A 12162-nucleotide genomic window follows, 5' to 3' on the forward strand; every position below is an offset into this window, starting at 1 on the left:
CCTGACTATATCAATCTGAAGAGGCCTTATGACAGACGCAGAAAAACTTCCCTATCGCCCATGCGCCGGCATGATGCTGGTCAACCGGGACGGTAAGGTCTTTGTCGCCCAGCGCATTGACCAGGTTGCGGAAGCCTGGCAGATGCCCCAGGGCGGGATAGATGAGGACGAGAACCCGGAAGCCGCCGCGTTAAGGGAGCTGAAAGAGGAAATCGGTACCGACAATGTGGAACTGATTGCGGAAACCGAAGACTGGATGACCTATGACCTGCCGGAACATCTGATTGGCAAGGTCTGGAAAGGCCGCTACCGGGGCCAGAAAATGAAATGGTTTGTCTATCTGTTTCTGGGTGAGGATGAGGAGATCAACCTGGAAACCCATCACCCGGAATTCAGCGAGTGGAAATGGATTGAACTGTCCGATCTGCCGGATATGATAGTGCCGTTCAAACGGGAACTCTATCAGACCCTGACAGACCGCTTTGGCGAAAGTATAAGAAAGAAAACAGACAGGACATCATGACCCAAACTGAAACCAGGATATTACCCGTCCTCCAGACCATCCGGGAAACCTATGACGCTTTCCGGGCCAATCTCAGACATCACCTTATTCTATCCTATGTCTTTTACCTTCCGTTCTGCCTGTTTCTGCTGATGCCCGGCCTGACCCTGCCAAAATATATAACCCAGCCGGGCGGACAGGTCACTTTTGGCTTCACCGGTCCCTATCTGGTTTTCATTCTGGTGGCTTTTCTGCTGACCAGCACACTTACCCTTCTTTTTTTCAGGCTTTATCTTGTCGGCAGTGATGGTTACCTGAAGGTTTCCCTGTCCGGTCTTGCCAGAATGTTGCTGAAATATATTCTCTATCTTGCGGCGATGGTTATCCTCTTGCTGATCTTCATGCTGGTGATGTCCGTCGGGATCGGCCTGGTGATGTCCATTATCGCCGGGATTACCGGCTGGGACGTTGCCTCCCAGAGCAACCGCACCCTGGCCCTGCTGATCGGGATGCTGATTACCGTAGTGACCGTAGGGATTTCCTTCCGGCTACAGAGCACTTTTGTCAGCATTGCCGAAAACAAGAGTTTTGTCTCCTTTCGGGAAGCCTGGTTTTACAGCCGGAACAACAGCCTGGCCATTTTCATCACGGTCCTGGCCTGTGTCGTACCGGCCTGGCTCTTATCCCTGCTGCTGCTTAACGGCACCATGACTTTTTTCAATGCCGGCCAGGCCGCTACCGTCAATAACGCATTCATCATTGTACAATATCTGCTCAGCCCGGTTATCTTTGCGCCCACGTCCCTGTTCTGCAGCTGCCTGACAATAATTTACAGGTACTTGACCGGAAAGTCCGGTACGACGGGTCATATTGCTGACCTGATTGTCTGATAGGAAACGTAATATGACGATGGAAACCGGAACGCGGAACAAATCCCTGATTGCCTGCATCCTTGATGCCTACAGGTGCCTGTGGCATTTCAGGTTGCAGCATATCCTGGTTTCCCTGTTTGCCTTTCTGCCCTTCTGTCTTGCCGGTTATCTGGGCTATCTTGACCCGTTACTCACTACAGGAAACAGCCGAACCCATGTGCCCGAAGGATTTCAGCTGGCCTTCATTCTGATGATGATCACCACTTTTGTGTGGCTGGTGCCTTCGGTCATTCTCTGGCACCGTTTGTTCCTGTTGGGTCCCGAACACCTGCTTCGCCGTCGTTTGTGGCCGCTGATCACCCGGAGTTTTCATTTCAGCATCAAAATTCTGGTTTTTCTGGGAGTTCTCCTCATTATCCTGTTTTTACTCAGCAGCGGCGTCCTGATGCTCCTGAACCAGATTGCCCTGGAACGGCAGGGTTCCGTCGACGCTATCGGCATTGTAGAACTGACCGTTTATCTCACTGCCGCCGGCATTCTGGGCCTGTTGGCTCTTGCCATCGGCCTGCGGCTGTCATTGTCCTTTTCCGCCCAGTCCATTGGCAAGAAACTCAGTTTCCGTTCGTCCTGGGACCTGACCCGGACCCTGACCGGTCATATGCTGCTTGGCCTATTGCTCGGCCTGGTCCTTCCGGTAACCGTCGTGGTGGCTCTGCATTGGTTTTTTGTCTGGCTTTGGGGTTTGAATATATTCTCGGCACTTTCTGAAGGACGCTACGGCATTTTTCTGCTGATTTTTGCCCTGTCACCGCTGCTGTCCCTGCCGCTGGCGTATTTCTGTTCGCAAACATCGGTATTTTACCGCAACTGCGGCGCCTGCGACTATCAGGAGCCATCCTGACCCCGCTTTTGCCAAGCTCCTTCTGGAATTCGGTCAGACAATCCGTTATAAAATCCCGGATTATATTGTGGAGTGAAAAATGCGAATTCTGGTTCTTGGCGCGGGGGCTATTGGCGGGTATTTCGGCGGACTTATGCTGCACAGCGGGGCCGATGCCACATTTCTTGTGCGCCGGCGACGGCGCAACCTGCTCAGAAAGAACGGCCTTGTCATCCATGCCCCGGACCAGGATTACACCATAGATGTGACAGATCATCTGGTCGAAGAAGTGGATAGGCCATTTGATCTGGTGATTCTGAGCTGCAAGGCCTATGACCTGGAAGAGGCCATCCAGGCCATCAGTCCGGCAGTCGGCCCCGACAGCCATATCCTGCCGCTGCTCAACGGTCTCCGGCACTATGACATCCTGGATGAAACATTCGGGCCGGACAAAATACTCGGCGGACTTGCCAAGAACATCTGCACCCTGCAGAAGGACGGTAGCGTCCGCTCCTGGTCCCGCCCTGGAAACATCACCTTTGGGCCGCGTTCGGACAACCAGCTGGCCTTTTGCCGCCAGCTTGAGGAACTGCTGCTCAGGGCGCCAATCAGCGTCACCCATTCAAGCCATATCAAGTCCGCCCTGTGGGACAAATTCTGCATGATTACCGTACTGGGCGCGATCAACTGCCTGCTGCGCGGCAGTATCGGCGACATCATGGCCACCCGGGACGGCCGGGAAATTGCCCTGGCCATCATAAGCGAATGTGCCCGGACCGCAGAGGCCGCCGGTTATCCCCTGTCCGATGCTTCCCTGGAGTATATGCAGAACTCCATGACCCGGCAGGGATCGGAGTATACCTCTTCCATGTTCAGGGACCTTGAACTGGGCAAGCAAGTGGAAGGCGACCAGCTTGTCGGCGATATGCTGGCCCGGGCGACCGCCGCAGGGCTGAATACCCCCTACCTGAAAGCGGCATACTGCAATCTCCAGACCTATATGGTGCGCCGGGAAAAGACCTGATCCCCTCCCCGGCAAACATAATTACTGATCCAGCGCCGCCAGAATGTCGGCTGTGAACTTGGCGATGTTAAACCGTGTTCCGTCCGCGGCATCATACCCGCGCCGGACAATCACCAGATTGCGTGACGGAATGATCATCACATATTGTCCCCGGTTGCCGGCCATGGCGAAAACATCGTCGGGCAGGCCGGGGAAACGGCTGTCAAACAGCCAGAACTGGGCACCGTAACCTGGAAGCGGTGTACCGTCCTTGTTTTGAAGTGGGGGCTGGGACGGGGCAGGGGTGCTGACGAATTTCCGCCACCAGTCCGGCAGGATTTTTTCACCCTGCCAGATCCCGTTATTCAGGTAGAGGATACCCAAACGGGCCAGATCGCGGGGATGTACTCCAGACCTGGCTGGAGAGGATAAAATTCCCCTGCCAGTCGGTTTCCGCCACGGTATGATTCATGCCGATTTTCCGGAACAGCTCTTCCGTCGGGAAACGGAGCATCTTTTCGGTGTCCCCCAGCGTCGCCGCAAGCGAGCGAATGGCCAACAGGCTGTCGTTATTGGCATATTTCCAGCGTTTGCCCGGTGCGGTTTCCAGCATTTTTTCAGTGGCATTGTCGGTAACCAGGCCGCCGCCGAAATAGACATAACTTGTCCGATTGCCGGCCACATTACTGTCCAGCCCGCTGGCCATATGCAAGAGGTTTTCCAGCGTGATTTTCTGCCGGGGATCGCCGGGCGCGGACCATTCTGGAATATTGGCCGGGGACTTGATATCCAGCAACTCCTTTTTCACGGCTATGCCAACAAGGGTCGCCATAACGCTTTTGGCCGCCGACCAGGTGCGCTGGGACGTATGGGGTGTGTAGCCCGTCTTGTACTGTTCGGCCAGCAGCCGGTCCGGCGTGGTGACCAGGGCTGCACTCATGGTTTTGGGATCACCGTATTTATCGCTGGTGAAAGCGTCATTGAGCACTGCCTGAAGGCCGGAAGGGACTATCTCCGGTTCCGGAACCACGTCCCCCACGGGCCAGGCCTCGGCACTTTTATCCAGCCCGGCTGAAAAGCCCAAGGCGGGAACATGTTTGCGCGCCGAAAGATCCGCCCCCGGCGGAAGCTGGGCACAGCCGAGTCCCGGACGCCAGACCGCATAACGCGGCGGCAGATCATCGCTAAACCAGGCCGAAACATATTTGTCCTTCAAATGGATTTCCGCATCCGGCAGCTCGGCCATATATTTCCGGTAGTCTATCCGGATACCGGTCAGTTCGTCCTGCCGGGTCATGTCCACAGACTTGCCACCGTTAAAGGTGGCGCTGCAGGTAAAGGCCACCTTGTAGCCGGCCACCTGCGACTTCAAGGTTTCCGGTGTTGACTCGATGGCCGACACGGGAACAGCAACAGCCGTCAGCAGCACCCCCAGAGATACCGTCCGCATTTTCTGTAAAAACGATATTCTACGTTGGTTGAATAATTTCATCGTTAATCCCCATTCAACTATTATTATTTGAGCAGCCCCGCCGGAACGACCGGAAAGACCCTATTTTTCACACAAAAAGCACCTTATCACCCTTTCTGCAGGCTAACAGGTGTGGAAAAGGACATTATCAGGTTAAAAAACACACTTTGTAATATAACTGTCACTCTGCCTTCATAGAAAGTCTATCTGAGATTTTCCAGTTCACCAGTTCCGGTACGGGTGAATTCATCGTCGTTCCGCCCGGATAGCATAATTGCTCTGGCCGTAGAACAAGGAGAATACAAGAAAGCAGATACCATGACACTCGACAGAAACGGAAAAATACTGGTATGCGGCTCCATTGCCTTTGACACCATCATGGTCTTTAACGGTCAGTTCAAGGGCCATATCCTGCCGGACAAGGTGCATATGCTGAATGTTGCTTTCCGGGTGCCGGAAATGCGTCAGGAATTTGGCGGCTGCGCAGGTAATATCTGCTATAATCTCAGCCTGCTCGGCCTCAAGGGGCTGCCGGTCGCCACTGTCGGCGAGGATTTCTGGTCCTACAAGAACTGGCTCGGGCGCAACAATATTTCCGATGAAAATATCCTCGAAATCAAGGAAAAATATACTGCCCAGGCCCATATCATTACCGATATGGATGACAATCAGATTACCGGCTTCCATCCCGGCGCCATGGATCAGTCCCATGAAGTGATTATCAGGGCGGATCATAATGTCGCGCTGGGCGTGATCTCTCCGGACGGCCACGAAGGCATGAAGCGTCACACCAAACAGCTGGCCGAGCTGGGCATTCCCATAATGTTTGATCCGGGCCAGGAAGTCTCCTCGCTCAAGGGCGACGAACTGATGTGGCTGATGGAACATAGCCGCTGGATGGTGGTCAATGACTATGAATGGCAGCTTTTTTCGGAAAAGACCCACATGAGCATCGAGGTCGCGACAGAAATGCTCGACGTTCTGATTGTCACCAAAGGCAGCGAAGGATCGGTCATTCATACCCGTGACAACAGCTTCAATATCCCCAAGGTTCCGACCGAAGACCCGGTTGATGCCACCGGTTGCGGGGACGCCTACCGGGCCGGCATTATCTATGGCCTGATGCACGGACACGACTGGCCGACCACCGGCCGCATTGCCAGTCTGCTGGCGACCTATAAAATTTCACACCGGGGGGCCCAAAACCACCATTTCACCATGGACCAGTTCCGCGATCATTTCGCCCGCCAGTTCATGGTGACGCTGGGATAGATTATTAAAATTAAACCGCGGCAAAAGAAAAACCCCGCAGGTTATCCTGCGGGGTTTGTCAAATCTTGTACTCTGAAAGGTCTAGGCGGCCAGTTCATCCAATACAGCCAGAATAGCCACCAGACGATCAAGGGCTTTTTCGGCGCGGGCACGTTGTACGTCGTCCTTTGCATCAGCCACATCTTCCCGGGCATCCTTCAGTTCGGCTTCCAAAACAGTGCGGTCCAGCTCGCCGGGCTTGTAGGCTTCTTCGGCCAGAATGGTCAGGCCGTTCGGGTTGACCTCGGCAAAACCGCCATGCACCAGAAGCTTTGCCGGCGTTCCGCCGTCATGGACTTCAATGATGCCGGTTTTCAGGGTGGAGACAACAGGCGCATGATGAGCCATCACGCCAAAGTCACCCTCTGATCCGGGCACCACCACCATGTCCGCATCCTGGGACAGGAGAAGTTTTTCCGGAGAAACCAGTTCGAAATGTATTTTGTCGGCCATTTCTGGCTCCTTTCAAACTTGTAAGTCTTATGCAGCCTCGGCAGCCATCTTCTTGGCTTTTTCGATGGCTTCCTCGATGGTGCCAACCATATAGAAGGCAGCTTCGGGAAGATCATCATGTTCACCGGCAACAATCGCCTTAAAGCCTTTGATGGTGTCTTCCAGGGCAACGAATTTACCAGGTGAACCGGTAAAGACCTCGGCCACATGGAACGGCTGGCTGAGGAAGCGCTGCAGTTTACGGGCACGTGCCACAACCAGTTTGTCTTCCTCGCTGAGCTCGTCCATACCAAGAATGGCGATAATATCCTGCAGGGATTTATATTTCTGCAGTATTTCCTGAACCTGGCGAGCCACTTTATAGTGCTCTTCACCCAGAACATCGGCCGACAGAATACGTGATGTGGAATCCAGCGGATCCACGGCCGGGTAAATACCCAGCTCGGCAATCTGACGGCTGAGAACGGTTGTCGCATCCAGGTGGGCAAATGAAGCCGCAGGGGCAGGGTCGGTCAAGTCATCGGCAGGAACGTAAATGGCCTGCACGGATGTAATGGACCCTTTGTTGGTGGATGTAATACGCTCCTGCAGGGCACCCATGTCGGTGGCCAGAGTAGGCTGATAACCCACCGCAGAAGGAATACGGCCGAGCAGCGCGGACACTTCGGCGCCAGCCTGTGTAAAGCGGAAGATGTTGTCGACGAAGAACAGCACGTCCTGGCCTTCCTGGTCACGGAAATATTCCGCCAGAGTCAGACCGGTCAGGGCCACACGGGCACGGGCTCCCGGAGGCTCGTTCATCTGGCCGTATACGAGAGCGGCTTTTGAGTTGTTGCCTTCCAGGTCGATAACGCCTGATTCGATCATTTCGTGGTACAGATCGTTCCCTTCACGGGTACGTTCACCAACACCGGCGAATACGGAGTAACCACCGTGACCTTTGGCGATGTTGTTGATCAGTTCCATGATCAGAACGGTCTTGCCCACACCGGCACCACCGAACAGACCAATTTTACCGCCCTTGGCATAAGGCGCCAGAAGGTCAACCACTTTAATCCCGGTTACCAGAACCTCGGCTTCCGTGGACTGGTCCACAAAGGCAGGAGCCACATTATGAATGGGCGCAACAGATTTATGACCGATGTCGCCACGCTCATCGATCGGCTCGCCGATCACGTTGATGATACGACCCAGCGTCTCCGGTCCAACCGGCACACTGATAGGAGCGCCTGTATCTTTGGCTTCCTGACCGCGGACCAGACCGTCGGTGGAGTCCATCGCGATGGTACGGACGGTATTTTCACCCAGATGCTGGGCCACTTCCAGGACCAGTCGGTTACCGTTGTTGTCAACTTCAAGAGCAGACAGGATGGCCGGCAGTTCGCCGTCGAACTGAACGTCGACAACGGCACCAATCACCTGGCTGATACGACCTGTATTCTGTGTCATTTATTTAACTCCCGGGGCGCTTGTGCCCTCGCTCCAGTTTCTCTATCAGAGCGCTTCCGCGCCCGAAATAATTTCAATCAATTCGTTTGTAATCACAGCCTGACGGCTTCTGTTGTAAGTCGTCCGCAGTTTGTCAATCATGTCCCCGGCGTTACGGGTCGAGCTATCCATCGCTGTCATACGGGAGCCCTGCTCACTGGCGGCATTCTCAAGCAGCCCGCGGAACATCTGAATACCCACGTTGCGGGGCAGAAGTTCCTCAAGGATGTCCTTTTCGTCCGGCTCATAGTCATAAGCCGCACCACCAAGATCCGCCGTATTCTCTTCATCAAAAGAAGCCGGGATCAGCTGCTGCCCAGTCACGATCTGGACAAGGGCTGACTGAAACTTGGCATAAAACAGCGTGCAGACGTCAAATTCACCGGCATCGAACATTTCGAGAATACGCTCCGCTATCGGAGAGACATCACCATATCCCAGGTTTTTCACATGGGACATGTCGAAATGCTCAATCATGCGGGAACCAAAATCACGACGCAGGGCGCTGCGGCCTTTTTTACCGATGGTAACGATTTTGACATCCTTGCCATCTGCCAGGAGACTGGCGATTTTAATCCGCGCCGCCTTGACAATATTGGTATTGAAACCGCCGCAGAGACCGCGTTCGGAAGTGGCGACCACAACCAGCTGCACAGTATCACTGCCGGTGCCAGCCAGAAGTTTCGGACCACCGGCCTGACCTTTCATGCTTGCCGCCAGAGAACCAAGAACCAGTTCCATCCGCTCCGCATAGGGGCGAGCGGCCTCGGCAGCTTCCTGCGCCCGGCGCAGTTTGGAAGCCGCCACCATTTTCATGGCCTTGGTGATCTTCTGCGTGCTCTGCACACTTGCGATACGGTTTCTGAGGTCTTTAAGGTTAGCCATATTGACTTGTCCTTATCTTTCTCTGTTACGCTTTCCAGACTTTAGACGAAGCTTTTCGCATAAGCATCCAGAATGGATTTCAGCTTGTCGATAGTTTCGTCAGAAAGCTTGCCCTCAGTCCGGATAATCTCCAGAACATCCTTGTGCTTGCTGTGCATTTCTGCCAGCAGGGCTTCCTCGAAACGACCAACGGCAGAAACCTCGATACCATCCAGATAACCGTTCACACCGGCAAAGATGGAGACAACCTGCTCTTCCACCGCCAGCGGTGAATACTGAGCCTGTTTCAGAAGTTCCGTCAGACGGGCGCCACGATTCAGCAGTCGCTGAGTGGAGGCATCCAGGTCGGAACCGAACTGCGCGAAGGCGGCCATTTCACGATACTGGGCAAGTTCCAGTTTAATGGAACCGGCAACCTGCTTCATGGCTTTGATCTGGGCAGATGAGCCCACACGGGACACGGACAGGCCCACGTTAATGGCAGGACGGATACCCTGATAGAAGAGCTCTGTTTCCAGGAAGATCTGACCGTCGGTAATGGAAATCACGTTGGTCGGAATATAGGCAGACACGTCACCGGCCTGGGTTTCAATCACCGGCAGAGCGGTCAGTGAACCGGCACCGGCGGCATCACCCATTTTCGCAGCACGTTCCAGAAGACGGCTATGCAGATAGAAAACGTCACCCGGATAAGCCTCACGTCCCGGAGGACGACGAAGCAGCAGGGACATCTGACGATAAGCCACAGCCTGTTTGGACAGATCGTCATGAACGATCAGGGCATGCATGCCGTTGTCACGGAAGAATTCACCCATGGCTGTTCCGGTGTAAGGAGCCAGGAACTGCAGCGGGGCAGGCTCGGAAGCGGTCGCGGCAACCACGATGGAATATTCCATGGCGCCTTTTTCTTCCAGAGCTTTCACGATCTGGGCAACGGTGGAACGTTTCTGACCCACAGCCACATAGATACAATAAAGTTTCTTGCTTTCGTCGTCGCCGGCGTTGACATCTTTCTGATTCAGGAAGGCGTCGATGGCGACGGCGGTTTTACCGGTCTGACGGTCACCAATGATCAGCTCGCGCTGGCCACGGCCGATCGGCACCAGGGCGTCAACAGCCTTAAGACCTGTCTGCACCGGCTCATGCACAGATTTACGCGGGATAATACCCGGCGCTTTCACTTCCATACGTGTACGGGTTACATCGGTCAGGGGACCTTTACCGTCGATGGGGTTACCCAGGGCGTCAACCACACGGCCGAGCAGGCCACGGCCAACAGGCACATCCACGATGTTACCTGTACGCTTGACGGTATCGCCTTCTTTAATATCGCGGTCATCACCGAAAATCACGACACCAACATTGTCGGCTTCCAGGTTAAGCGCCATACCCTGAATGTTACCGGGAAATTCAACCATTTCACCGGCCTGTACATTATCCAGACCATACACACGAGCAATACCGTCACCTACGGACAGTACTTTACCAACTTCAGATACTTCAGCTTCCTCGCCGAAATTGGCAATCTGCTCTTTCAAGATCTTGGAAATTTCCGCTGCACGGATGTCCATCATCCAACCTCTTTCATAGATTCTTCAAGATTAGCAAGTTTAGTTTTCAGTGAGCTGTCGATCATACGGGAACCAATATTGACAACCAGGCCGCCTAGCAGGCTTTCGTCAACATTTGTTTCCACATTCACGTCACGTCCAACCATGGATTTGAGTTTGGCTTTCAGAGCATCAAGCTGGGCTTTGGTCAGTTTGTGCGCCGTCACCACGGAGGCATTGACTTCACCTTTATGGTGAGCCAGCTGCCGGGAAAATTCTTTAATGATATTCTTCAACTGGTCCAGACGGCGGTTGTTTGCCACAACCGCTACAAAATTCTGCACCAGCTTGCCGAGCCCGGCATGGTTCGCAACAGCCGCCATGGCCCTGCCCTGCTCTTCGCGGGAAAAGACGGGGCTCTGCGTCAGGCTGGAAAGTTCGGCACTTTCGTTGAGAAGCGCTTCCAGGGTGGCAAGATCTTTCGCCACATCGTCTAGCGCATTTGCTTCTTTTGCAAGATCAAAGAGAGCGACGGCATAACGGCCGGCAAGGCCTGAAATGGTCAGCTTTTCGGAAGCAATGTTTGAGGATAGTTCAGATGACACCTGGTCTTCCTTAACTTATTATTTCACTTTGTACTGTCACAAGGAGAGAGGCCCTTTTTAGTCCGGGTGCAAACCCCTGTACGACAGCTAAAAATTTCTAACGCGCGGGTTTACCTAGCACAGTGATCCTGAGTGCGCAAGCCACCTTTTGGCCGCAAAGTTACGATTTTTGGAATTTATACAAAATAAGGCCTGAATTGAAACGTCTATCAATTATAACGGTTCATCTGAAACAGCCTTAAGCCCCCATATTCCCTGACGTTCAGAAAGACCTGCCAAGAGTCCGGGAATAGTTGATCAATTGCCTCCGCGGCCACAAAAGATAATAGACCCTGGGCGTATAGTCCCCCTTCTCGAACAGGTTCCGCCGGGTGCCGGAACGGGTCAGGGCGCCAGAATCGGCATCCTCGTCGCTATGATAAAAAATCCCGGCGCCATACTGTTCGGGGATTTCCCTGAGATAAGCCAGTTTGGGGCTGATTTTTGCCACTGCCGGATCAAAAAACCAGGCATGGCGCATCAACCCCTTCAGATGGGTATTGAGTTCGAGAATTTCCCCGATCAGCCTGTAGGATTTTTCCCATCCCGCCGGATTGAACTGTTCGAGGTTGGCCAGATGGATATGAATTGTCAGCAACGGGCCGCGGCCTTTCAGCCCGAACAGCATCATGATGGCGAGCCTGAAAAACTGGCTGATACCCTTTTTAAACAGCAGGCTTCTCGGAACGCCTGAAATTTCCAGCAGGCCCGGGCCTGCCGGAATCAGCCGGCCGCTTACGATCCCGATATCCTTGGCGAAAAGGTCATTTTCCCAGCCAAAGACATAATCTGCATCCGCCACATTGGTCCTGAGGCGATCAAACTCATGCACATAAAATGCGCCGATGGATTCCGGCACTTTGACCGGCAGTTGCTCCGTCCGAAAACTTTCCATGAGCTGAAGCACGGCCAGTCGATGAAAGGCGTCACAGTCTTTCAGGCCGCTCTCCCTGTAAAATGCTTCAAGCTCGGGACTGTGATAATGATATTTCATAGTCGCCGGAATGGATCTCAGAATCAGGGCAAACTGATCAAGGCGACGTTGAACCTCCTCCGCTGAAAGGCCCTTTTCCTGCTCCAGGATGTCAAAAAAATTCTGCATT

13 protein-coding genes are annotated in these 12162 nt (G+C 53.8%); 5 read left to right on the top strand and 8 right to left on the bottom strand.

Going from position 1 to position 12162, the window contains the following annotated elements; genetic code table 11:
• Window positions 1–28 precede the first annotated feature (28 nt).
• The 4 genes from ACORNT_RS02945 to ACORNT_RS02960 all read left to right on the top strand — a co-directional run bounded on the left by ACORNT_RS02945 (window position 29) and on the right by ACORNT_RS02960 (window position 3278).
• The gene (locus ACORNT_RS02945) at window positions 29–523 is read left to right on the top strand and encodes an RNA pyrophosphohydrolase (RefSeq protein ID WP_321395181.1); all 495 of its coding nucleotides are present in this window, start codon (window positions 29–31) and stop codon (window positions 521–523) included.
• Window positions 520–1392: a hypothetical protein gene (locus ACORNT_RS02950; protein WP_321395183.1), complete on the top strand. Its 873-nt coding sequence runs from the start codon at window positions 520–522 to the stop codon at window positions 1390–1392. Before ACORNT_RS02945 ends, ACORNT_RS02950 begins: the two co-directional genes overlap by 4 nt.
• Window positions 1393–1405: 13 nt before the next feature.
• A complete protein-coding gene (locus ACORNT_RS02955; protein ID WP_321395185.1) occupies window positions 1406–2275 on the top strand; it encodes a hypothetical protein in 870 nt (289 codons plus the stop codon).
• A 79-nt stretch (window positions 2276–2354) separates the two neighbouring features.
• A complete protein-coding gene (locus ACORNT_RS02960) occupies window positions 2355–3278 on the top strand; it encodes a ketopantoate reductase family protein (RefSeq protein WP_321395187.1) in 924 nt (307 codons plus the stop codon).
• Window positions 3279–3299: 21 nt separating this feature from the next.
• On the opposite strand, the gene ACORNT_RS02965 is transcribed toward ACORNT_RS02960, so the two are convergent.
• Both ACORNT_RS02965 and ACORNT_RS02970 read right to left on the bottom strand, forming a co-directional pair.
• Window positions 3300–3641: a hypothetical protein gene (locus ACORNT_RS02965; RefSeq protein ID WP_321395189.1), complete on the bottom strand. Its 342-nt coding sequence runs from the start codon at window positions 3639–3641 to the stop codon at window positions 3300–3302.
• Entirely contained in the window at window positions 3619–4707 is a 1089-nt protein-coding gene (locus ACORNT_RS02970; protein ID WP_321395191.1) for a serine hydrolase, read from the bottom strand. The genes ACORNT_RS02965 and ACORNT_RS02970 overlap by 23 nt, the downstream gene beginning before the upstream one ends.
• Window positions 4708–5046: 339 nt before the next feature.
• On the opposite strand from ACORNT_RS02970, the gene ACORNT_RS02975 reads away from it, so the two are divergent.
• Window positions 5047–6000, top strand: coding sequence for a carbohydrate kinase family protein (locus tag ACORNT_RS02975; RefSeq protein ID WP_321395192.1), 954 nt, complete (start codon window positions 5047–5049; stop codon window positions 5998–6000).
• An 81-nt stretch (window positions 6001–6081) separates the two neighbouring features.
• Here ACORNT_RS02975 and ACORNT_RS02980 read toward each other — a convergent pair whose 3' ends face one another.
• From ACORNT_RS02980 to ACORNT_RS03005, 6 genes are all read right to left on the bottom strand, one after another.
• On the bottom strand, window positions 6082–6492 hold the full coding sequence (locus tag ACORNT_RS02980) for a F0F1 ATP synthase subunit epsilon (RefSeq protein WP_321395194.1): 411 nt from the start codon (window positions 6490–6492) through the stop codon (window positions 6082–6084).
• A gap of 27 nt (window positions 6493–6519) precedes the next feature.
• The gene (atpD, locus tag ACORNT_RS02985) at window positions 6520–7941 is read right to left on the bottom strand and encodes a F0F1 ATP synthase subunit beta (RefSeq protein WP_321395196.1); all 1422 of its coding nucleotides are present in this window, start codon (window positions 7939–7941) and stop codon (window positions 6520–6522) included.
• 45 nt (window positions 7942–7986) lie between these two features.
• Window positions 7987–8865: a F0F1 ATP synthase subunit gamma gene (locus ACORNT_RS02990; protein ID WP_321395202.1), complete on the bottom strand. Its 879-nt coding sequence runs from the start codon at window positions 8863–8865 to the stop codon at window positions 7987–7989.
• A gap of 41 nt (window positions 8866–8906) precedes the next feature.
• Window positions 8907–10436: a F0F1 ATP synthase subunit alpha gene (gene atpA, locus ACORNT_RS02995; protein ID WP_420717535.1), complete on the bottom strand. Its 1530-nt coding sequence runs from the start codon at window positions 10434–10436 to the stop codon at window positions 8907–8909.
• The gene (locus ACORNT_RS03000; RefSeq protein WP_420717536.1) at window positions 10436–10996 is read right to left on the bottom strand and encodes a F0F1 ATP synthase subunit delta; all 561 of its coding nucleotides are present in this window, start codon (window positions 10994–10996) and stop codon (window positions 10436–10438) included. The genes atpA and ACORNT_RS03000 overlap by 1 nt, the downstream gene beginning before the upstream one ends.
• 286 nt (window positions 10997–11282) lie before the next feature.
• Entirely contained in the window at window positions 11283–12161 is an 879-nt protein-coding gene (locus ACORNT_RS03005) for a hypothetical protein (RefSeq protein ID WP_321395215.1), read from the bottom strand.
• Window position 12162: the final 1 nt, after the last annotated feature.

This window comes from Emcibacter sp., from assembly GCF_963675455.1.
Classification (GTDB): Bacteria; Pseudomonadota; Alphaproteobacteria; order Sphingomonadales; family Emcibacteraceae; genus Emcibacter.

Coding starts and splice junctions, on each gene's coding strand:
- ACORNT_RS02955 (WP_321395185.1), top strand. CDS start 1,406: ATGACGATGGAAACCGGAACGCGGAACAAATCCCTGATTGCCTGCATC.
- ACORNT_RS02990 (WP_321395202.1), bottom strand. CDS start 8,865: ATGGCTAACCTTAAAGACCTCAGAAACCGTATCGCAAGTGTGCAGAGC.
- ACORNT_RS02980 (WP_321395194.1), bottom strand. CDS start 6,492: ATGGCCGACAAAATACATTTCGAACTGGTTTCTCCGGAAAAACTTCTC.
- atpA (WP_420717535.1), bottom strand. CDS start 10,436: ATGGACATCCGTGCAGCGGAAATTTCCAAGATCTTGAAAGAGCAGATT.
- ACORNT_RS03005 (WP_321395215.1), bottom strand. CDS start 12,161: ATGCAGAATTTTTTTGACATCCTGGAGCAGGAAAAGGGCCTTTCAGCG.
- atpD (WP_321395196.1), bottom strand. CDS start 7,941: ATGACACAGAATACAGGTCGTATCAGCCAGGTGATTGGTGCCGTTGTC.
- ACORNT_RS02945 (WP_321395181.1), top strand. CDS start 29: ATGACAGACGCAGAAAAACTTCCCTATCGCCCATGCGCCGGCATGATG.
- ACORNT_RS02975 (WP_321395192.1), top strand. CDS start 5,047: ATGACACTCGACAGAAACGGAAAAATACTGGTATGCGGCTCCATTGCC.
- ACORNT_RS02970 (WP_321395191.1), bottom strand. CDS start 4,707: ATGCGGACGGTATCTCTGGGGGTGCTGCTGACGGCTGTTGCTGTTCCC.
- ACORNT_RS02960 (WP_321395187.1), top strand. CDS start 2,355: ATGCGAATTCTGGTTCTTGGCGCGGGGGCTATTGGCGGGTATTTCGGC.
- ACORNT_RS02950 (WP_321395183.1), top strand. CDS start 520: ATGACCCAAACTGAAACCAGGATATTACCCGTCCTCCAGACCATCCGG.